Origin of the sequence: Castellaniella sp., assembly GCF_036379515.1 — a bacterium.
GTDB lineage: Bacteria > Pseudomonadota > Gammaproteobacteria > Burkholderiales > Burkholderiaceae_B > Castellaniella.
The window spans coordinates 76,729-96,956 of sequence record NZ_DASVGN010000008.1 but is presented as its reverse complement, the minus strand read 5'-3'; the positions used below and the strand labels follow the sequence as shown (position 1 = coordinate 96,956).

Below are 20,228 nucleotides of genomic sequence, written 5' to 3'. Positions count from 1 at the left end.
TCGGGCAAGCTCTACCACTTCATTTCGTACGGGCTCGACGATCACGAAGTCGTCGATTACGACCATCTCGAAGCCCTGGCACGCGAACACAAGCCCAAGCTCATCGTGGGCGGGGCTTCGGCGTATGCACTGCGCTTCGATTTCGAGCGCATGGCCCGCATCGCGCACGACAACGGCGCCCTGTTCATGGTTGACATTGCCCACTATGCCGCGTTGGTCGCGGGGGGCGTGTATCCCAATCCTTTCCCACATGCGGATTTCGTCACCACCACCACGCACAAGTCGCTGCGCGGCCCTCGGGGTGGGGTCATCATGATGAAAGAGCAGTACGCCAAGATCATCAACTCGGCCATCTTCCCGGGCCTCCAGGGCGGGCCGCTCATGCACGTCATCGCCGGCAAGGCCGTGTGCTTCAAAGAAGCGCTGAAACCTGAATTCAAGACCTATGCTGCGCAGGTGCTCAAGAACGCCGAAGTCCTGGCCGAAACGCTGGTCAAGCGGGGGCTGCGCATTGTTTCCGGGCACACCGAAAGCCACCTGATGCTGGTTGATCTGCGGGCCAAGGGGCTGACGGGCAAGGCGGCTGAAGCCGCGCTGGGTCAAGCGCACATCACGGTCAACAAGAACGCCATCCCGCACGACCCTGAAAAGCCTTTCGTCACCAGCGGCATCCGCGTGGGGACGCCCGCCATGACCACGCGCGGCTTCAAAGAGGCCGAAGCCGAACTCACCGGCAACCTGATCGCCGATGTGCTCGAGCATGCCAACGACGAAGCAGCTATCGCCCAGGTGCGTGCGCGGGTCGACGAGCTCACCAAGCGCTTCCCGGTCTACGGCTGATCTTTAAAGACGGGCGCCTTGTGCGCCCGACGCGCCATGAAGTGTCCGTTTTGCAGCTGTGCCGACACCCAGGTCATCGATTCCCGGGTCTCAGAAGAAGGCGACACCATCCGGCGTCGCCGTCGCTGCGTGGCTTGCGATCGGCGCTTCACCACCTACGAGCGGGTCGATCTGATGATGCCTGCCGTGGTTAAGCGCAACGGCGCCCGCGCCGATTTTGACCCCAACAAGCTGCGCGCCAGCATGGGGCTTGCCTTGCGCAAGCGCCCGGTGAGCGCGGCCGCCCTGGATTCGGCCGTGGCGCGCATTCAAGAACGCCTGCTCACCAGCGGCAAGCGTGAAGTCCCCTCCGATTACGTGGGCGAGCTCGTCATGGAAGAACTGCGCGGGCTCGACCAGGTGGCGTACGTGCGCTTTGCCTCGGTGTATCGCAGCTTCGAAGACATCCGCGAGTTCGTCCAGGCCATCGAAGAGTTTCGTGTGCATGACGACAACGGCCGCTGATTCGCCTGGGTTTTCACCCGAAGACCACCGCTGGATGCGGCGTGCGCTGGCGGCTGCCGAACAGGCCCTGTTCCTGAGCAATCCCAACCCCCGTGTGGGCTGCGTGCTGGTGCGTGACGGCCATTGGCTGGCCGAAGGCTTTACCCAGCAGGTAGGCGGGCGCCACGCCGAGGCCCAGGCCCTGCACGATGCGGCTCGACAAGGCGTGGATCTGCGGGGTGCCACTGCGTACGTCACGCTCGAACCCTGCAGCCACCAGGGCCGCACGCCGCCGTGCGCCGACGCGCTGATACGTGCCGGTGTGGCGCGCGTGGTAGTGGGCCTGCAAGATCCCAACCCCCAGGTGGCCGGTCGGGGTATTGCGCGTTTGCGCGCGGCCGGCATCCGGGTGGATCAAGGCTTGCTCGCGGCAGAGTCGCTGGCCCTGAACCCGGGGTTTTGCAGCCGCATGACACGCGGCACTCCCTGGGTCCGCATCAAGTCGGCCGCGTCGTTCGACGGCTATACCGCCTTGCCGGATGGCCGCTCGCAATGGATCACGGGCGAGGCGGCGCGCGCGGACGGTCATCGCTGGCGTGCGCGCGCGTGCGTGGTGCTCACCGGGATCGGCACGGTAACGGCTGACGACCCGCAGCTCACCGTGCGGGCGGTCGGTACGCCCCGGCAGCCCATTCGTGCCGTGCTGGATACGCATTTTTGCCTGCGCGAGGATGCCCGCATCGTGGATGGCGGCTCCCTGTGGGTGTTCACGGCGCATGCAGATGTGGCCAAGGCCGCTCGCCTGGCCGCTCGCAACGTGCGGGTCGTCACGCTGCCCGAGGATCAGGGTCGGCTGTCGCTGCCCGCGCTGATGCGCTGGCTGGGTGAACACGAAATCAACGAGGTCCACGTCGAAGCCGGCGCCCACTTGCAGGGTGCGTTGCTGGCGGCCGATCTCGTGGACGAGTGGGTGGGCTACGTGGCCTCGGCGATTCTCGGGGCCGGCCCGGGCCTGGCCGTGCTGCCCGCGCCGGTCCAGGATCTGTCTGCCGCGCCGCGGTACGAGTTCCTGGATGCAGTACAGTGTGGAGCAGATTTCCGCCTGCGCATGCGCCAGCCCGGGCATTGGCAGGCCTTGCTGGCTGCTTGCGGGCTGCCTGCCTAGGCGTACCGTTGGCTGGGCTTGCACGCTGATGTGCAGGTTTGCCAGAAGGGGCGCTCACTTCCTGATGAGGTTCTGATGTTTACTGGGATCGTTGCGGCCGTGGGCCGCATTCTGACTGTCGCCCCCTTGGCCGAGACGACCGATGCTGGCGTGCGTCTGCATATTGCGGCCGGTGGCCTGCCGTTGGCGCAGACACGCCTGGGCGATTCCATCGCCATCCAGGGTGCCTGCATGACCGTGGTCGAGCTGCAGGACGACGCCTTTGACGTGGATGTGTCGCGCGAAAGCCTGGACCGCACTTGCGGCCTGAACCAGCCAGGCGAGGTCAATCTGGAACATGCGCTGCACATGGGCGACAGCCTGGACGGTCATCTGGTGTCGGGCCACGTCGACGGTGTAGGGCAGGTCACCTGCTTCGAGCCCGTGGGTGAATCCACCGAGCTGCGCATCATCGTGCCGGCACATCTGTCCAAATATTTGGCCTACAAAGGCTCGCTCACCGTCAACGGTGTAAGCCTCACCGTGAACCGCGTCGACGATCAGGAAGAGGGCACCGAAGTTTCCATCAACCTGATCCCGCATACCGTGCAGGTCACCACGCTGCGGGGTCTGGAAGTGGGTTCGTCCGTCAACCTTGAAGTCGACATGATTGCTCGGTATGTCGAGCGCATGGTCGGCGGGCTCGCACGACGCTGATCATCTGCTAAAATAGCAGACTTTCGTTTGCGCGCACCCCGCGTAGACGTGCAGGACAGGTGGCCGAGTGGTTGAAGGCGCACGCCTGGAAAGCGTGTATACGTTCATAGCGTATCAGGGGTTCGAATCCCCTCTTGTCCGCCAGGACTCCAAGCCCATCGTGACAGTATCGTCACGGTGGGCTTTCATTTTTTTATGGGCTGAATGCTAAACTTCAAAAGCAGCAAGACGAAAGCTGAACTCGTCTACCGCCACTTGGGCGCGGCTATTGCCAGCACATGAATGGTATTACGAATGAGCTACCCTACCCTGTTCAATGAAAGACGGACCGCGCAGGCTGCGGCTTTTCTCCTGCACCAAGCGGGTGGCAGATTGCCACTTCTCAAGCTCATGAAGCTCATGTATCTGGCCGAGCGTGAGTCTTTGAAACGCTATGGCGAGCCGATTTCAGGCGACAAGCTGGTCTCAATGCCGAAAGGGCCAGTTCTTTCCAACACGCTGAACCTGATGAATGGGGCGGCAGACGAGTCCGTGCGGGGTGGTTGGGCAGACTGGATCGAAGGGCGCGCAGGTTACGACATTGCCTTGCGTGATCCGAGCATGATCCGCACTCCGCAACAAGATCTGCTCGAACTGAGTGCTGGTGATCTGTCCGTGCTGGGCGACACATGGGCCAAATTTGGGCACATGGAAAAGTTCGAGCTCGTGCGCTATACGCACACCCAGGGGTGTCCAGAGTGGGAAGACCCACACGGATCAAGCCGCCCTATCCCGATGGGGCGCCTCTTTCGTGAGCTGGGGTACAGCGATGTCGGGGTGCGTTCTGCAATCACGCACCTCAACGAGCAGGCCATACTGAATTCCACGTTGGGGTAGTCCGTGAGATGGGTGTGTCAGCCTGGTTCGTGCCTATTGATTCCTTCCGGGCCGACGGGCGACCACCTATTCGCTGTGTCCCTAGGCCCTGTGGCCATTGAGGGGTATGGCGCCGCTCCCCAAGTGATCCTGGTGAGCTTTACGTCGATCAAACCAGAATTGCCCTACGACAGTGCCTGTGTCGTTCGCCCGGGCGATCATCCCTTTCTTGTACGCGACAGCTACATCTACTATCGGGTGCCCCGAATCTATCCGGCCGCTGAAGTAGAGCAGCGTGTCAAAGAGGGTGTGTGGATCGCTCACCAAGCCTGCTCTGCGGCATTGCTGCAGAAGATACGCAACGGTTTCCGCCTTTCTGACAGGTTACCCAGGACGTATGACGAGATCCTGAACGTGTTGGGGCTGTAATCCTGTCACCGTTTCTGGTAGGCTATGAACCATGCATTGCATATGCAACGCAAAAACCAGGTGCACCCCATGAAGACGGCGACTTTACCCTCCCTACGCGTGGCGCCAGAATTGCGGCGTGCAGCAGAACGTGTCCTGGCCGAAGGTGAAACCCTTTCGCAGCTTATCGAGCATGCCGTGCGCGAAGAGGTCGGTTGCCGGGAGGCTCAGGCCGAGTTTCTTCAACGGGGGCTTGCGTCGCGGGACGCAGCCCGCGAAACCGGTGTCTATGTGTCAGCAGCCGACGTGCTGAACGATTTGCACACCAAGTTGGAATCAGCACGGCGACGGCACGCCCCATGAGTTTTCGGGTGCGGTTCACACAGGAAGCCAGGGCCGACCTGCTTCGGCTGTATGACTTCCTGCTGGACCAGGACCCGCCGGACGTTGAAACTGCAGAGCGGGCGCTGGAAAGCATTGAACGCGCAATGCAACTGCTTGAGTACTTTCCGTTCAGTTGCCGCAAGGCGATCAGCCACAACCCCTATCTGCGGGAACTGGTCATCCCCTTCGGGTCTTCGGGGTACGTGGCCCTGTTTGAGATCGAGCCACAGGCGTATGTCACCATTCTTGCGGTGCGCCGTCAGCGTGAATCCGACTATCACTAGCGGCACGTCGCCGAATCCTAAAGTTCCTGGAACCCGCTCCGTAAACGAGTCGGAACAGGAAGTCATTTGTCGTCCTGGGCACGCAAGACCATCGCCATAAACACTTAGGAGTCTTTCATGGCTGTCATCAATACCAACTACTTGTCCCTGGTGGCCCAGGGCAACTTGAGCAAGTCCCAGTCGGCTCTGGGCACGGCGATCGAACGCCTGTCCTCCGGCTTGCGCATCAACAGCGCCAAGGACGACGCCGCCGGCCAGGCCATCGCCAACCGCTTCACCGCCAACATCAACGGCCTGACGCAAGCCTCGCGCAACGCCAACGACGGCATCTCCATCGCGCAGACCACTGAAGGTTCGTTGAACGAAATCAACAACAACCTGCAGCGCATCCGCCAACTGTCCGTGCAAGCCACCAACGGCACGAACTCGCAATCTGACCTGGATTCCATCCAGGCTGAAATTCAGCAACGCCTGGGCGAAATCGACCGCGTGTCACAACAGACGCAGTTCAATGGCGTGAACGTCCTGGCCAGCAACAACCAGCTCGCCATCCAAGTGGGTGCCAACGACGGCCAGACCATCAACATCAACCTGCAGCAGATCACCGCCAAGACGCTGGGCCTGCAAGGCTTCAACGTCAACAACGCTGGGTCGGTTGCTAACACGCAGGCGACGGCCACGAACCTCACGGCGGATGGTTTCACTGCCGGTGCGGCTCCCAATTTCGATGGCAGCACCACCTACACCAAGACCACGAACAACACAGCTGCCAAGTCCAGCGACGTGCTGGGTGCGGTAGCGGCTACCGGCGATACGGTCAGCTACACAGGCAACAACACAGGTCTGGGTCAAGCGGCAAGCAGCAACTACACCTATAACGCCACCAGCAAGTCCTACTCCTTTGATGCCACCGGCGTTGCTACATCCTCGCTGCAAAGCTACCTGACTCCGCAAGCGGGCAATACGGTCAGTGGCACGATCACCATTGGCGGAAAGAGCGTTGGTGTCGCGATCGATTCAGCCGGTACGATTACGGCGCAGGATGGCAGTGCGTTGTATTTGGATGGTACTGGGAACCTGACGCAGAATGCCGCAGGGTCGCCGCCAGTAGCAACTTTGGACGGATTGGCTGCGAACGGGAAACAACTCGGAGTTCCTGCAGCTGTTCAGTCGACGCTGACGGTAGGTGGCACTACGGTGACATTCGCCGGAAGTACCACTGCTACGGAAGGGAACATTTCGGTGACGGGCGCCAGCATCTCCGCTGCTAATCTCAATAACGCGATTGGCACGCAGGACTTCAGCGCCACGGCCAATGGCACGCTCTTCCATGTGACGAGTGGTAGCGTTCAGATGGCAGGTAACCGTGCTGCTACGGCCGCAGACGTTATTGGGGCTGTATCAACTGGCGGCAAGGTTGGTTTGACCGGCGGCACTGCTAACATCTTCATTGATAATGCCGGTACCTACGGTGCCACTGCCGCAGCAAGTGGTGATTTGAAGGGGCTGTTGAATGTCCCTGCTGGCCAGCGTGTTCAGGTTACGCTCAATAATGGGACGACTGATACCACGGGGTATGTTGATAGCACTGGAAGTATCTATGACTCGTCAGCGGGTGGCAGCCAACTTACGGCTGACTATGCGAGCTTGTCGGCATTCGCAACGGCCACCGGTTCTCATACCCTGAAATTCAATGGTGTTACCGCGACGCAAACGGGTACTGCGGGTAAGATCGATATCTCGGGCGTTTCCTCGGCGACCATGGCCGCCGCATTGGGTGCTGCAGGGGGTTCAGTTGATTTGAAGGGTGACGCTTCGGCTGTTTACACCGTCGCCGTAGGCGGTGCTGTGAAAACGTCTGGCGGTAGCCCGGTCTACACTGATACCACAGGTGCTTCGCCAGCTCTGGTGACTACAGAGAATGACCAAGCGGCATACGTGGGCGCGGCGGATAGCTTAACGACGGCAGCCAACACTACCACCAAGTACTACGCTCAATCCAACGGCAACGTCACCAATAGCACAGGTAGCCTGGTCTATGCAGATGCCAGCGGTGCGCTGACGTTGAACTCAGCTACTGCCACTCAGAAGACTGTTGATCCGCTGAAGGCGCTGGATTCGGCTTTGGCTCAGGTTGACTCGATGCGCAGTGACCTGGGTGCCGTCCAGAACCGCTTCGAATCCACGATTGCGAACCTGAACAACACCGTCACCAACCTGACGGCTGCTCGTTCCCGCATCGAAGACGCGGACTACGCGACGGAAGTCTCGAACATGACGCGTGCACAGATCCTGCAACAGGCCGGTACTTCCGTCCTGGCCCAGGCTAACCAAGTGCCGCAGACCGTGCTGAGCCTGCTGCGTTAATCCGTAGTATTTCTCGGGTTTTCCGCCAACTGACAGGGAAGCGGAAAACCCCGAGCCTTTGGCGCCTCATCCAGATCGGACGAGGCGTTTTTTTATGGTGCACCCGGCATGGGCCGAATGCGGCCGTGAATCAGTTCGCCATCCTGTTCGGTGAACGGTTCACTGAGGCCAGGGATTGAACGGTGCCAAACCGCCTCGCCCACAAAATTCCCGACACTCTCAACAGCGCCAGTCGGAAGATCTGGTCGACACACAGTATGCCTGACCGTCCCGGCATGACAATCCTGACTATCGACGGATTTGCCAGCTGGAAGCGACCGGCCACCGCTTGGACAATGAGCATTCTTCCGTGTGGATGCCCTTGTCATGCCAGACCCCAAGCACCCGATCGATCGCGTGGCCGCGCAGCCACCCGAGAGCAATGCCGTTCTGCCAGGCGTGGCGCGCCCCGTGGCCGACGACCACGACAGTCCCTGGAAGGAGGCGCTGGAGATCTACTTCGAACCTGCGCTCAGGCTGCTCGCCCCCGACCTGCATGCCGTGATCGACTGGTCGACTTCTGTGGTCTTCCTGGACAAGGAGCTGCAGGCCACCAGCCTGTCGTACCAGGACGGCTTCCTGAATCAGCAGACCCTTTTTACCTTTCCGATTGTAGAATTGGAGGCGTGGCGCGACCGTTGGGATGAACTGGACCGCCTGGCACCGGTCAACCCCTTTGCGGTGATGATCATGGCGCAGTTGCAGGCCTCGGGTCATCCGGACAAGGCCACGCGGCTGGCGCCCTTGATCGGCCTGACCCGGCGGCTGTATGACTACGGTTATTCGCGGGAGCGAATTGGCCAGCTGCTGCGGCTGGTGGAATGGGTCATCGGGCTGGCGTCCGCGCTGGAAATCGAATATCACCTGGCTGCCCGGCAGCTGGAGCAGGAGCACAAGATGAGCTATGTGACGATTGCCGAACGCTACGGGATGGCAAAGGGAGTGCAAGAGGGACAGGCCAATTTGCTGCTGGGTCAGATCCAGCGCCGTTTCGGCCCGTTGTCTGAAAACATCATTCAGCGCATCCACTCGGCGAAGGCCTCGCAACTGGAAACCTGGTCATTGAATTTTGTGGACGCCACTGAACTGGACGACGTGTTTCGCGACTGATCGTGCACTATAACGGATTAACGGCTGCGGCCCTTAGATGCCGCAGAGCTATGCGTGCATCTGATGTACAAGGTGGGTAATGGGGGCAGGACTTGATTAGGTGGCGATGCCTGTCACCCGTGTGCTGGACGAGCGACCAGTTGCACGCCTAGCGCCCCACAGACCCGAGCAATGGTATCGAACCGAGGCTTGGCGCTGGGGCGCAATGCCTTGTACAGGGCTTCACGCGTCAGCCCGCTGGCCCGGGCGACTTCGGTCATACCGCGAGCGCGCGCAATGATGCCTAGAGCATGCGAAAGCTCAGCCGGGTCGTCGTCTTCCAGGACGAGCGTCAGGTAGTTGGCAATATCTTCATCCGTCTTCAGATGCTCGGCCAGGTCGAAGTCGGGCAGTTCGGAAATTTTTGTGGTCTTGGTCATGATATTTAATCCTCAAACCTGGGCCAAAGTGCTCACGCATTTCGCTGACACCTTCACCGACAGGCCCGACATCGCCCAAAATGCCACGCTGCACCTTGTCCAGGCGTTTGCCGAGACGGATGCGGGTCAAGCTGTCTTTCAGGTTGCTTAGCCACGCCTCGAAGGCAGGCGTTTGCTTGACTATGTACATGACTGAAGTGTAATCGACTGTTCACAGCCGATCAAGGTACCTTTACCTGAAGCAAACAGTGGCTTGCCGGCCAGTGGCGGCAAGTTGTCCTTCGAAAATGGGAAACTATAGCGGCACTTCCCGGCATGACGATGCTGTCCATTGGCAGATCTGCCAGCTGGAAGCCGCCAGCCATTGCACGGACAATGAGCATTCTTCTGTGTGGATGCCCTTTTCATGCCAGACCCCCAAGCACCCGATCGATCGCGTTGCCGTGCAGCCTGTATGCGGTGAGCCAGGCAGCGGCGCCCAATGTCGTACGCCGATGGCGGCGTGATTTTGACATGGCTTCGTCGACGGTGCCCCGGTGGGGTGCTTGCGTCCACAATAAAAGTAAATACAATAAACCATGCGGATCACCTTTGATCTTGAGAAGGATGCCAGCAACCAGGCCAAGCATGGTGTATCGCTGGCAGTGGGAGCCAATCTGGAGTGGGAGGGAGCCGTGATCTGGCCCGATCTCAGACGTGATTATGGAGAGCAGCGCATGGCAGCCATTGGCTATATCGGGCAACGGCTGTATTACGCGGTGTTTGTGGATCGCGATGGTGGCAGACGCATGATCAGTTTGCGCAAGGCCAATCATCGGGAGGAAAGACGCTATGCCAAAGCTTAAGGCAGGACACATTTCGCCGACATCCGAGGAAGATGCGGCAATCACCAAGGCTGCGATGTCAGATCCTGATTCGCTCCCCTTTACTGACGACGAATGGGAGGCGGTGAGGTCCACGGTGCGCCGACCGGGTCGTCCGCCTGTCACTGTTCGCCGGCCAGCCATGACTATGCGGGTCGATGCGGATGTGCTCGAACACTTGCGAGCGTCGGGTAAAGGTTGGCAGACCCGCGTCAACGCGCTGTTGCGGAAGGCGGTGAAGTCGGGGCAGCTGTGATCGTGGCCCCAGTGCGGTAGTGATTGAGGGGCCGTTCTGATTCATCGGGCAGTGTTGTCTTCCACGGAGCTTCCTGAAAACGAGGTCAGGCCCTATAACGGGCGTGCGGCGATAGCGGGCGTGGTTCGTTCCGCATGCACTCAAGCTATTCCAGGGTGGGACGATTAGCCTTCCATCCCCGGCACGGTAATCGAGAATCCGCAGTCCACGTGCAGGATCTCGCCGGTGACGCCGGCTGCCAGGTCGGATAGCAGGAACGAAGCCGCATTGCCGACGTCTTCCGTCGTGACGTTGCGGCGCAGAGGCGACTGGGCTTCCACGAATTTCAGCATGTTGGAAAAATCGTGGATGCCGCTGGCAGCCAGCGTCTTGATCGGGCCGGCCGAGATGCCGTTGGCGCGCAGGCCTTTGGGGCCCAGTGAACGGGCCAGATAGCGCACGCTGGCTTCAAGCGATGCTTTGGCCAGGCCCATCATGTTGTAGTTGGGGATGGCTTTCTCGGCGCCCAGGTAGGTCAAGGTCAGCACGGACCCTTTGCGAGCTTCGAGTAGCGGCAGTGCGGCCTTGGTCAGGGCCGGGAAGCTGTAGGCCGAAATGTCGTGGGCGATGCGGTAGTTCTCACGCGTCATGCCGTCCAGGAAATCGCCTTCCAGCGCTTCGCGCGGGGCGAAGCCGATGGAATGCACCAGGCCATCGAGGCCGTCCCAGCGTTCGCGCAGCGCAGAAAAGGCGTTGGCGATCTGCGTGTCGTCGGAGACGTCGCAAGGGATGACGATGTCGCTGTCCAGTTCTTTGGCAAAGCCGCGCACGCGTTCTTCGAAGCGTTCGCCCACGTAGGTGAGGGCCAGTTCGGCGCCTTGCTTGCGGCAGGCATGCGCAATGCCGTAGGCGATGGAGCGGTTCGAAAGTACGCCGGTCACCAGGATGCGTTTGCCGGAGAGAAAGCCCATGATGTGTGAGTCCTGTAAGTAAATTGCCTGTGTTCTGCGGGTCAGCCCTGGACGTCGCTACCAGGAACGCGGATGCGCTGTCCCTTGGAAAGCGACGTGGTCTTCAGGTTGTTGAGCTTGCGCAGCGCCTCGACCGAGGTGTTGTAGCGGCGGGCCAGCGAATAGAGCGTGTCGCCGGCGCGGATCGTGTGCGTGCGCACTACGGCGCGCGGCCGCAGGTCGGGCCGCCGTGTGGTGCGCGACCGGGTAGACCGGGCAGGTGGTTCGGCGCGAGGTTCTGCTGTCGTGGTGTCGAATGAGACCAGCATGACCCCGCCGCGATCAGGCGCCGCCTGGCGGGGTACCAGCAGGGCGGTTTCAGCGCGTTTTTGCCGTGGGCTCAGCGCGTTGGCCGAGCGCAATTGGTCGAGCGTGATGTCATAGCGCTTGGCGATGCTGGCCAAGGACTCGCCGCGTCGCGGCCGAATCATTTGCCAGGACGACAAGCTGCCGCTGTAGCTGGCCAGGTTGTGGTTGAACGTGGCGACCTTGTCCAGCGGCAGGTGCAGTGCCGGATGATGCTTGCCCAGGATGACGGGCCGGTTGAACGAGGGGTTCAGCGCGCGGAATTCATCCAGCGGCATGTCGGCCAGCGCAGCGGCCACCGCGACGTCCATGTCGCGTGATTTGTGTACGGTAATGAAGTAGGGGGTGTTGCTGATCTGTGGCAGGGTGATGCCGTATTTTTGCGGGTTGGCGACGATGTTCTTGATGGCCTGCAGCTTGGGGACGTAATTGCGTGTTTCGTCAGGCAGGTCGATGTTGAGGTACGTGGGGGCGATGCCTTCGGCCACGGCCTTGTCCATGGAGCGCTTGACGGCGCCTTCGCCCCAGTTGTACGAGGCCAGCGCCAGGAACCAGTCGCCTTGCAGGTCGTACAGGTAGCTCAGGTAATCCAGGGCCGCTTGCGTTGAAGCGACCGGATCGCGGCGCTGATCACGCCACCAGTCTTGCTGCAGGTTGTAGTGCAGGCCGGTCGCCGGCACGAATTGCCACAGGCCCGAGGCCTGGGAGCGGGACAATGCGTTGGGGTTGTAGGCGGATTCGACGAACGGCAGCAGGGCCAGTTCGGTGGGCAGGCCGCGACGGTTGAGTTCGTCGACGATGTAGTACAGATATTTGCCCGCGCGCTGTGCCATGAGCAGCACGGATTGCGGGTGGGCTGCGTAGTAATCGGTCCAGTAATCGACGCGGTCGCTATGCAGGTTGGGGATGGCGAAACCTCGTCGGATGCGGTCCCACATGTCTCGGGGGGGATACGTGAGGTCGACCGTGCGTGAGGTGTCGGATGCGACGTAAGCCTGACCTTGCCTGGCGTCTTGTCGGTGAGTAGAGGCGCAGCCTGCGAGCACCACCAGAACCAAGGGAAGAAGGAGTCGCAGGATTTTCATGGATGGATCATTTGAATTCGTTTTTCCAGTGTCGCAGGCATGCAAAGACGGCTTCTGGGCTGCTCAGTGGGTTGGCGGCCTGTCGTTGTGCTGCGGCGCGTACATCAGCGTGCCGGATGCGCAAAAAGGGGTTGGTTTGCAGTTCCAGCCCCAGACGCGAAGGCAGTGTAGGCTTGCCTTGTGCGCGCAATTCGGCGACTTCCCGAGCCCGTGCCTGCAAGGCCACGTTTTCGGGTTCGACCTGCAAGGCCCAGCGGATGTTGGCAGCGGTGTATTCGTGCGCGCAACACACCAGGGTTTTGACAGGCAGGGTTCCGATTTTACCCAAGGATTCGACCATTTGTGCAGGGGTGCCTTCGAAAAGCCGCCCGCACCCCGACGAAAACAGCGTGTCGCCGCAGAAAATAAGGGGTTGATCGGCGCCGATGAGGCCTACATAGGCGATATGGCCCGCTGTGTGACCAGGGATGTCCAGCACCTGGAAGTGCAGGCCCAGGCCGGGCAGATCGACGGAGTCACCTTCGGACAGCGGCACGTCGCGATACGGGAGATTTTCGTGCCGGGGCCCGTAGACGCGGGCGCCGGTTCGCTGGTGTAATGCACGCACTCCGCCCGTGTGGTCGTTGTGGTGGTGGGTGACGAGGATGGCGTCCAGTACCAGGCCCTGATCGATCCATGCCAGCACGGGCGTGGCGTCGCCCGGGTCCACGACCAACGCGTGGCCGTTTTTTTGTACCATCCAGATGTAGTTGTCGGCAAAGGCCGGTATCGGGGTCAGGGTCGCGGGTGCGGCCGTGGTGGGGGCAATCAGTTTCATGGCAAAGGAGCAGGGTTTGGCATCACAGCGTGCAATGCCGATTGAGCTGGCGCAATGGCTGGATACCCCTGTGGGGCAGTACGTGCGGGCCTGGGAACAGCACCAGGTCGATGCCATGGTCGCTAACGCGTTTGGCTATCATGCCATACAAGTAGGTCTGCCGCATTGGGATCTGCTGCAGGCCAATCGTATCCCCTACAAGGCTTGGGCGCACAGCCCCAGCGCACTCTTTGGCACCCGAGCCGGCCGCCTGGTCTGCGAGCCTGAACAGCTGCCGTTCGATTCCCAGAGCATCGATCTGATGGTCATGCCGCACACCCTCGAATGGTGCCGGGATCCTCACCTGGTGCTGCGTGAAGTCGAGCGTGTGCTGATGCCTGAAGGCCGCGTCGTGATCACGGGCTTCAACCCGTATAGTCTGTGGGGCGCTCGAGAATCGTTGCCAGGGCTTGCGCTGCGTCTGCCGGTGCCCGTGCCGTCGCAGGTGTCGCCCTCGCGTCTCAAGGACTGGTTCAAACTCTTGTCGTTCGAACTCGACCGTGGCCGCTTTGGGTGTTACGTGCCTTTGTGCGAGACGCAAGTCTGGCTGCAGCGCTGGCATTTCATGGAACACGCCGGCGACCGCTGGTGGCCTGCGGCGGGCGCCGTCTATGCGATCGCAGTGGTCAAACGGGTGACAGGAATGCGACTGGTCGGGCCCGCCTGGCGTAAGGGCAAGCGCCGTCGTAACCGCCGCGCCGCCGTGGCACCGGTGGCCAATCAAATGAAGGAGCCTCATGGCTGAACCTGTTGTAGATATCTGGACTGATGGCGCCTGCAAGGGCAATCCGGGCCCAGGGGGCTGGGGCGCCCTGCTGCGTCAAGGGGATCGTGAAAAAACCCTGCACGGGGGCGAGCCCTTGACCACCAACAACCGCATGGAGCTGCTCGCGGTCATCCAGGCCTTGAAGGCGCTCAAGCGGCGCTGTGTGGTGACCGTGCATACCGATTCGGTCTACGTCAAGAACGGCATGACGCAGTGGCTGCCCAACTGGAAGCGCCGTGATTGGCGCACGGCTGACAAGAAGCCCGTGAAGAACGCGGATCTCTGGCAGGCGCTCGATACGCTGGCGGCAGGCCATGAACTACACTGGCGCTGGGTCAAAGGGCACGCGGGTGACCCCGGCAACGAGCGTGCCGATGCCCTGGCCAATCAGGGCGTGGCCGAACTCCCCTGAATCTTTTTTTCTATGAAATTCGCGTCGCAGTCGGGCAGTGCCTTTGGCCTGGCTTCGCTGCGAAGCGCGAGGAACCCTCATGCGTCAAGTCATGCTCGATACCGAAACGACCGGCCTGGAGCCCGAACAGGGGCACCGGGTGGTCGAAATCGGCTGCGTCGAAATCCTCAATCGTCGAGTGACCGACCGGCACCTGCATCTGTACCTGAACCCGGACCGCGACAGCGACCCGGATGCCTTGCGCATCCACGGGTTGACCACCGAGTTTCTGTCCGGTCACCCGCGCTTTCCCGAGATTGCTGCTCAGCTGGCCGATTTCGTGAAGGATTCCGAGATCGTCATCCACAACGCGGCCTTCGACGTGAAATTCCTCACGTCCGAACTCAAGCGCGCCGGGTTGCCGGCATTCCCGACCCTGTGTGCCAAGGTGACCGACTCCCTGTCGGTGGCCCGCGAGATGTTTCCGGGCAAGCGCAACAATCTCGATGCCCTGTGCGAGCGCTTCGGCATTTCGCATGCGCACCGGACTTTGCACGGCGCGCTGCTGGATGCCGAGCTGCTGGGCGAAGTATGGCTCGCCATGACCCGCGGGCAGGATTCGCTGCTCGATGATGCGGCCGATGACGCACACGCGATGCAGAGCGCGCGGGCACAGACAGGGTTCGACGCCTCCGGCCTGCCCGTGGTGGCGGCCAGTGCGCAGGACTTGCAAGCCCACGAGGCGTATCTGGATGGCCTGGACGAAGCCGCGGGCGGGCAGAGCTTGTGGCGTAAGTTCAGCGGTGCCGCATCTGGGCTGGAGCCGTAAGGCCCAGGGGGCGTTTCAGGTGCCGCAGATTCACCTGGTGTTGGGCCGAGCCTGCCGAAGGTTGTGCTCTGCGCTTCGTGTATAATCGTCGTCTTTCCAGTTGATTGCCCCGCATTTTCATGCGTTTTGGCGATCCAGCTGGGCGGTTAGCTCAGGGGTAGAGCGCTGCCTTCACACGGCAGAGGTCACTGGTTCGAAACCAGTACCGCCCACCAGAATGTCAGAGCCATATCAAGCATTTAGCTGATATGGCTCTTATTCGTTATGCATGTTGATTTAGAGTAAATCCACCTATTCAGTGTCCCAATGTCCCGTTGACAGTAGCGGGCGGCTCTGCTGGTATGAGCTTGAAGTACTGGTGTGGATTGATTCCCATCGACCAGCGGAGCCGCCGCCACCTCGTAGGCCCGTGTCGGCGCAGTAGATCTACGCACCTCGGAGCCGTGCCAGGGCAGCAAAGGCTGGCCCTGCTTCCATTCCCGCTTGGTAGGTGGCTGCAATGTCCTGCGGCACGTTCTGTGCCGCTGCAAAGCTCGGCCAGGCGCGGATGGATTCGAACACTTCACGGACGATCAGGTCAGCGTGGTCGATACCCAGTTGCTCGCCCAGCTTCATCAGTGCCTTCAGCGAGGGCTTGCCTTCCCCCATCTTGTTCTATCGGCGTGTCGTCTGAAATGGGCGGGCGAAATTCCAGTGCGCCCATGGCCCGGGTGCCCATATATGCCAGACGATCAAGTGGTGTGATGTTTTGCCAGGACCAGCCGTGCTTCGCCAGCATGGCTCGGTCCATCAACAGCAAGCCCCAGCCGTCAGGCAAGGCGTCATTGAAGACGCCGTGCAGTCCTTTGAAGACACGGGCGTCGCTCGCCTTGAAGGCACCCGTGCGCAATGCGAACGGCTCCATCGGACTCAGGGGAAAGCCTGATGCGATCCAGTTCGCGTCGTATTCGAACCAGATCTCTCCGCGAGTCGTGCTTGCAATCGCTCCGACGGGCGAGCCGGCCAGCAGCACGCTGAGTCTTCTGGTGTGATCCATGATTTACCCTCGGCCGCGTTGACGTGCGGGTTTCAGGATTTCGTCCAGACGGACAGGTTCGGTGGGCGGTGGGAAGAGTGCCTTGAATTCGTCCAGGCATCCCAATGCCCGGGCCAGCTTCAGCAGGGATTTCAAGGCGATTGCTCCTGTGGTTTCGAAACGCTTTATCGTACCTTCAGGTACGCCGGACCGTGCGCTCAGGCTTTTGCGGGAAAGGTCTGCAGCCAGCCGCCGTGCACGCGCTGCAGCCGCAATGTTTGGAGCAATATCGTTATGTTTTATAAAAGGTGACATTTAGTCTGTTATATCAAAAAAATACTTATAACAGTTCGTATATTGCCTTTTATGTGGGCTGAGTGCGAGCTGGTCAAGGTGATCTGGCGACACTTGTTCGAGGTGCTCTCCACCCTCAAAGCTTCCTGTCAGCTTCATCGCCTTATCCTGATCCTGAGGCAGTCGCTCGTATAAAAACAGGAGACAACCATGAATGCACCCAGTCTGGTAACGGGGGCCACGAACCCGCCGTTGCGTACGGACACCATCGGCCAGGCGCTGGAATACGCCGCCCGGACCTGGCCCGAACAGGAAGCCCTGGTATCGGCGCACCAGGGGATCCGCCTGACATATGCGCAGCTCAATGAACAAGCGGACCGCATTGGCGCCGGTTTGCTGGCCATGGGGCTCAAGCGTGGGGATAGGGTGGGTATCTGGTCGCCGAACAAGGCCGAATGGGCCTTGATTCAGTTTGCCACCGCCAAGGCGGGCATGATCCTGGTCAACATCAACCCGGCGTACCGAAGCAGCGAGCTCGAGTACACCCTGAACAAGGTTCAGATCAGTGCGTTGGTCGCGGCCGAAAGCTTCAAGACCAGCGATTACGTGCGGATCGTCGAATCTCTGCTGCCTGAAGTCACGCAGCACAGCGGTGAGTTGCATGCGGCCGCTGCGCCGCACTTGCGGCATGTGATCAAGATCGGCGGCAAGGCCCGCGCGGGATGGCGGCGATTCGATGACATCGCCTCACTCGCCACGCCTGACGGCCCGGCAGAGCTGGCACGGATCGGGCGGTCACTGGATTGCCATGACCCGATCAACATCCAGTTCACCAGCGGGACGACGGGCTTGCCCAAAGGAGCGACGCTCTCGCATCACAACATTTTGAATAATGGCTTCTTCGTAGGTGAGTGCATTGGCCTTAAGCAAGCTGACCGCCTGTGCATTCCGGTCCCTCTGTATCACTGCTTCGGCATGGTGATGGGCAATCTGGGATGCCTCACGCACGGGGCGGCCATGGTGTATTCGTCGGATGCGTTCGATCCCCTGGCAGTTTTGCAGTGCATTGCACAAGAGCGTTGTACGGGAGTGTATGGCGTGCCCACCATGTTCATTGCCGAGCTCAGCCACCCGCAATTCGCCAGTTTTGATCTGTCCAGTCTGCGCACCGGCTGCATGGCCGGGTCACCCTGCCCAGTGGATGTCATGCGGCAAGTCATCGATGCGATGCACATGCAGGACGTGACGATTGCCTATGGCATGACGGAAACCAGTCCCGTGAGCTTCCAGTCTGCGGGTGACGATGACCTGGAGAGCCGCGTCACGACCATCGGCCGGGTTCAGCCCCACCTGCAGTGCAAAGTGATCGATGCGCACGGGCAGATCGTGCCGCGCGGCACGCCGGGCGAGCTCTGTACCAAGGGCTATTCGGTCATGCTGGGATACTGGGGTGACGAAGAAAAGACCGCGCAGGCCATTGATGCCGAGGGCTGGATGCACACCGGCGACCTGATCATCATCGACGACCGGGGTTATGGCAACGTGGTCGGGCGTCTGAAGGACATGGTGATCCGGGGTGGCGAGAACGTCTATCCCCGCGAGATCGAGGAATATCTCTACAAGCACCCGGCCGTGCGCGACGTGTCGGTGGTCGGAGTGCCCGACGAAAAATACGGTGAAGAGCTCTGTGCCTGGATCATCCTGAAGGCGGGCGTCGAGGCGGCCGATGTGGCGCCGGAAGACATCATCGCGTTCTGCCAGGGGAAGATCGCGCATTACAAGATCCCGCGCTACGTCCGCTTCGTGGAAGAATTCCCCATGACGGTCACGGGCAAGATCCAGAAGTACGAGATCCGCAAGCGGATGATGCAGCAGTTGGGGGTGGTCGAGCAGAAAACGGCTTGACGGGCTCTGGCCAAAAGGCGAATAAAAAGCCCCGCAAGGAGCGAACCTTGCGGGGCCGTGACTTACCTGTCAGTCAGCGAATCGGAATCGCTCAGACTGCAGGATGAGCCGGGTAGTACGCGTCATGACCGCCGTTCGAAGCAAGGTCGCCATTGGCTTGGGCTTGCTGCAGTTCGGCAACGACCTGTTCACGCGTCTTGTTCTGCGTACTGGCCAGTTGTGGATAGTAGGCGTCATGGCCTGCAGTCACCACGTTGGTGGTTTGGGCTTGCTTGAGCTGTTCCAGCACCTGCGCACGAGACGTGCTGGCGCCTTGTACGATGGCCGGATAGTAGGCGTCATGGCCGCCCATGGCGGGAGCGACTTCGGCAGCTTGTGCCAGGCCCATGCTGGCAATTCCGATGACCAGTGCGGTCAATGTGGTGGTGACTTTCATGATGGTTTCCTTCATTTGAAGTTGATCTTGAAGCAGGGCGCTGCGGGCTTTCCGTTTTGCTTGCCATGCCCTGTTTCGATGTGAACATTGTGCGCGTCTGGTGCAGTGCAATAAATGCCCTTATCGCGAATACACCTTTCCATTTTTACGGGTAATCCCTGCTTGAATGCGCGACAATGGTGAGGTATGCAACTGCCTTCCATGTTTCCATGACACCTTCCCTGAACGATATCGAGCTGTTTGTAGAGCTGGCACGCAGCCAGAATTTCACGCGGGCCGGAGAGGCCCTGGACATGCCGGCCTCCACAGTGTCGCGGCGTTTGTCTCAGCTCGAAAAGTCGATTGGGGTGCGGCTTTTGAATCGCTCTACGCGAAAAGTCGGGCTCACGCGGGCAGGTGCCATCTATCTCGAACGCTGCCAGCCCATCGTCGAGCAGGCGCGGGTGGCGCACGAAATGCTGCTCGAGAACACGCAGCAGCCGCGGGGCCGGCTCAGGGTTTCGCTGCCATCCAGCCTGGCGCTGGCGTTTCTGCAGTCCGCATTGCCCGAGTTCTCTCGTCGTTATCCCGAAATCGAGTGCGAATACGATCTGAGCGTGCGCAAGATCGATCTTCAGGCAGACGGCTTCGACGTGGTGATCCGGGCCGCCCAGCTGGCTGATTCAACGGTGGTGTCCCATCGACTGGGAACTCTGCTGCTGGGGCTCTTTGCGTCGCGTGAATACCTGCTGGAACATGGCACGCCCGCCACGCCCGAAGAGCTGACGGACCACGAGTGCTTGCGCACCAGCACCTCGCGCGGGGACACGAACTGGCATCTGTATTCCTCCGACGGCGAAGAGCGGCACATCCATGTCCGTGGCCGCATGGCGATGAATCACGTGCTGATGCTGCGCCACATGGCTGAAATGGGCATGGGCGTCGTGCCGCTGTCGATCCGCGACAGTCGGGTGGGCGGTCATTTGGTGCGGCTGCTGCCTGACTGGAGCTTTGAGCCGATTCCCCTGGTGGCGCTGTTCCCCTCGAGGCTGATGCCGGCGCGTGCACGGGTGTTCATCGACTTCCTGGCCGAGCAGCTGATGCATGCCGCTTTCCTGTCGGGCACTCCTGAAGGGAGTGGAGAGGCCCCGGGGGCGGCCTCGAAGCGGCAGGTATTGGCCACGCGTGCGGGGTCGCGCGGCTGAGAT

General features: G+C 60.8%; 26 protein-coding genes and 2 tRNA genes. 19 read left to right on the top strand and 9 right to left on the bottom strand.

Translation table 11 applies throughout. From position 1 onward, the window contains the following. The 11 genes from glyA to VF285_RS02505 form a co-directional block, all read left to right on the top strand. Nucleotides 1–840 (top strand): serine hydroxymethyltransferase (gene glyA, locus VF285_RS02555; RefSeq protein ID WP_346951045.1); only part of this gene is annotated, 840 nt, incomplete at its 5' end. A 36-nt stretch (nt 841–876) separates the two neighbouring features. Next, complete coding sequence (gene nrdR / locus VF285_RS02550) at nt 877–1,344, top strand: transcriptional regulator NrdR (RefSeq protein ID WP_346951044.1); 468 nt, start codon at nt 877–879, stop codon at nt 1,342–1,344. Further along, complete coding sequence (gene ribD / locus VF285_RS02545; RefSeq protein WP_346951043.1) at nt 1,325–2,488, top strand: bifunctional diaminohydroxyphosphoribosylaminopyrimidine deaminase/5-amino-6-(5-phosphoribosylamino)uracil reductase RibD; 1,164 nt, start codon at nt 1,325–1,327, stop codon at nt 2,486–2,488. Before nrdR ends, ribD begins: the two co-directional genes overlap by 20 nt. A gap of 75 nt (nt 2,489–2,563) precedes the next feature. Beyond that, a complete protein-coding gene (locus VF285_RS02540) occupies nt 2,564–3,184 on the top strand; it encodes a riboflavin synthase (protein WP_346951042.1) in 621 nt (206 codons plus the stop codon). A gap of 53 nt (nt 3,185–3,237) precedes the next feature. Continuing rightward, a tRNA-Ser gene (locus tag VF285_RS02535) sits at nt 3,238–3,328 on the top strand. Nucleotides 3,329–3,478: 150 nt separating this feature from the next. Further along, nucleotides 3,479–4,060, top strand: coding sequence for a Panacea domain-containing protein (locus VF285_RS02530; protein ID WP_346951041.1), 582 nt, complete (start codon nt 3,479–3,481; stop codon nt 4,058–4,060). 75 nt (nt 4,061–4,135) lie between these two features. Continuing rightward, entirely contained in the window at nt 4,136–4,468 is a 333-nt protein-coding gene (locus VF285_RS02525; RefSeq protein ID WP_346951040.1) for a hypothetical protein, read from the top strand. 42 nt (nt 4,469–4,510) lie between these two features. Then, on the top strand, nt 4,511–4,810 hold the full coding sequence (locus VF285_RS02520; protein WP_346951039.1) for a YlcI/YnfO family protein: 300 nt from the start codon (nt 4,511–4,513) through the stop codon (nt 4,808–4,810). Further along, nucleotides 4,807–5,115: a type II toxin-antitoxin system RelE/ParE family toxin gene (locus VF285_RS02515; RefSeq protein WP_346951038.1), complete on the top strand. Its 309-nt coding sequence runs from the start codon at nt 4,807–4,809 to the stop codon at nt 5,113–5,115. Before VF285_RS02520 ends, VF285_RS02515 begins: the two co-directional genes overlap by 4 nt. A gap of 117 nt (nt 5,116–5,232) precedes the next feature. Next, entirely contained in the window at nt 5,233–7,482 is a 2,250-nt protein-coding gene (locus VF285_RS02510) for a flagellin (RefSeq protein WP_346951037.1), read from the top strand. A 366-nt stretch (nt 7,483–7,848) separates the two neighbouring features. Further along, on the top strand, nt 7,849–8,631 hold the full coding sequence (locus tag VF285_RS02505; RefSeq protein ID WP_346951036.1) for a DUF4351 domain-containing protein: 783 nt from the start codon (nt 7,849–7,851) through the stop codon (nt 8,629–8,631). 113 nt (nt 8,632–8,744) lie between these two features. Here VF285_RS02505 and VF285_RS02500 read toward each other — a convergent pair whose 3' ends face one another. Next, on the bottom strand, nt 8,745–9,050 hold the full coding sequence (locus tag VF285_RS02500; RefSeq protein WP_346951035.1) for an addiction module antidote protein: 306 nt from the start codon (nt 9,048–9,050) through the stop codon (nt 8,745–8,747). After that, nucleotides 8,983–9,240, bottom strand: coding sequence for a type II toxin-antitoxin system RelE/ParE family toxin (locus VF285_RS02495; RefSeq protein WP_346951034.1), 258 nt, complete (start codon nt 9,238–9,240; stop codon nt 8,983–8,985). Before VF285_RS02495 ends, VF285_RS02500 begins: the two co-directional genes overlap by 68 nt. A gap of 388 nt (nt 9,241–9,628) precedes the next feature. Between VF285_RS02495 and VF285_RS02490 the strand changes: the two genes are divergently transcribed. Both VF285_RS02490 and VF285_RS02485 read left to right on the top strand, forming a co-directional pair. Further along, a complete protein-coding gene (locus VF285_RS02490; protein WP_346951033.1) occupies nt 9,629–9,895 on the top strand; it encodes a BrnT family toxin in 267 nt (88 codons plus the stop codon). After that, on the top strand, nt 9,882–10,169 hold the full coding sequence (locus VF285_RS02485) for a BrnA antitoxin family protein (protein WP_346951032.1): 288 nt from the start codon (nt 9,882–9,884) through the stop codon (nt 10,167–10,169). Before VF285_RS02490 ends, VF285_RS02485 begins: the two co-directional genes overlap by 14 nt. 164 nt (nt 10,170–10,333) lie before the next feature. Here the strand turns inward: VF285_RS02485 and fabI are convergent, their stop codons facing one another. Genes fabI through gloB form a run of 3 tightly spaced genes read right to left on the bottom strand, consistent with a single transcriptional unit; the run spans nt 10,334 to nt 13,366 of the window. Next, nucleotides 10,334–11,119 (bottom strand): enoyl-ACP reductase FabI, encoded by a 786-nt coding sequence (fabI, locus tag VF285_RS02480; RefSeq protein ID WP_346951031.1) that lies wholly within the window; start codon nt 11,117–11,119, stop codon nt 10,334–10,336. 41 nt (nt 11,120–11,160) lie between these two features. Beyond that, nucleotides 11,161–12,549, bottom strand: a complete 1,389-nt coding sequence (locus VF285_RS02475) for a transglycosylase SLT domain-containing protein (RefSeq protein ID WP_346951030.1) — start codon at nt 12,547–12,549, stop codon at nt 11,161–11,163. 7 nt (nt 12,550–12,556) lie between these two features. After that, nucleotides 12,557–13,366: a hydroxyacylglutathione hydrolase gene (gene gloB / locus VF285_RS02470; protein ID WP_346951029.1), complete on the bottom strand. Its 810-nt coding sequence runs from the start codon at nt 13,364–13,366 to the stop codon at nt 12,557–12,559. Between the two features lie 16 nt (nt 13,367–13,382). On the opposite strand from gloB, the gene VF285_RS02465 reads away from it, so the two are divergent. The 4 genes from VF285_RS02465 to VF285_RS02450 all read left to right on the top strand — a co-directional run bounded on the left by VF285_RS02465 (nt 13,383) and on the right by VF285_RS02450 (nt 15,606). Next, the gene (locus tag VF285_RS02465) at nt 13,383–14,150 is read left to right on the top strand and encodes a class I SAM-dependent methyltransferase (RefSeq protein ID WP_414648047.1); all 768 of its coding nucleotides are present in this window, start codon (nt 13,383–13,385) and stop codon (nt 14,148–14,150) included. Beyond that, entirely contained in the window at nt 14,143–14,583 is a 441-nt protein-coding gene (rnhA, locus tag VF285_RS02460; RefSeq protein ID WP_346951028.1) for a ribonuclease HI, read from the top strand. The genes VF285_RS02465 and rnhA overlap by 8 nt, the downstream gene beginning before the upstream one ends. A 79-nt stretch (nt 14,584–14,662) precedes the next feature. Then, nucleotides 14,663–15,391 carry a DNA polymerase III subunit epsilon gene (dnaQ, locus tag VF285_RS02455; protein WP_346951027.1) on the top strand — a complete coding sequence of 243 codons (729 nt, stop codon included), beginning with the start codon at nt 14,663–14,665 and terminating at the stop codon, nt 15,389–15,391. A gap of 140 nt (nt 15,392–15,531) precedes the next feature. Beyond that, a tRNA-Val gene (locus tag VF285_RS02450) sits at nt 15,532–15,606 on the top strand. A gap of 211 nt (nt 15,607–15,817) precedes the next feature. On the opposite strand, the gene VF285_RS02445 is transcribed toward VF285_RS02450, so the two are convergent. The 3 genes from VF285_RS02445 to VF285_RS02435 are packed head-to-tail and all read right to left on the bottom strand — an operon-like array spanning nt 15,818 to nt 16,721. Continuing rightward, nucleotides 15,818–16,006: a hypothetical protein gene (locus VF285_RS02445; RefSeq protein WP_346951026.1), complete on the bottom strand. Its 189-nt coding sequence runs from the start codon at nt 16,004–16,006 to the stop codon at nt 15,818–15,820. Next, the gene (locus VF285_RS02440) at nt 15,969–16,427 is read right to left on the bottom strand and encodes a HipA N-terminal domain-containing protein (protein ID WP_346951025.1); all 459 of its coding nucleotides are present in this window, start codon (nt 16,425–16,427) and stop codon (nt 15,969–15,971) included. The genes VF285_RS02445 and VF285_RS02440 overlap by 38 nt, the downstream gene beginning before the upstream one ends. 3 nt (nt 16,428–16,430) lie before the next feature. Further along, nucleotides 16,431–16,721, bottom strand: a complete 291-nt coding sequence (locus tag VF285_RS02435; protein ID WP_346951024.1) for a helix-turn-helix transcriptional regulator — start codon at nt 16,719–16,721, stop codon at nt 16,431–16,433. Nucleotides 16,722–16,910: 189 nt separating this feature from the next. Here VF285_RS02435 and VF285_RS02430 point away from each other — a divergent pair, with 189 nt between their 5' ends. Next, nucleotides 16,911–18,605, top strand: a complete 1,695-nt coding sequence (locus VF285_RS02430) for an AMP-binding protein (RefSeq protein WP_346951023.1) — start codon at nt 16,911–16,913, stop codon at nt 18,603–18,605. A gap of 91 nt (nt 18,606–18,696) precedes the next feature. On the opposite strand, the gene VF285_RS02425 is transcribed toward VF285_RS02430, so the two are convergent. Beyond that, nucleotides 18,697–19,041 (bottom strand): DUF4148 domain-containing protein, encoded by a 345-nt coding sequence (locus VF285_RS02425; protein WP_346951022.1) that lies wholly within the window; start codon nt 19,039–19,041, stop codon nt 18,697–18,699. A gap of 209 nt (nt 19,042–19,250) precedes the next feature. Here VF285_RS02425 and VF285_RS02420 point away from each other — a divergent pair, with 209 nt between their 5' ends. Further along, on the top strand, nt 19,251–20,225 hold the full coding sequence (locus VF285_RS02420; protein WP_346951021.1) for a LysR family transcriptional regulator: 975 nt from the start codon (nt 19,251–19,253) through the stop codon (nt 20,223–20,225). Nucleotides 20,226–20,228: the final 3 nt, after the last annotated feature.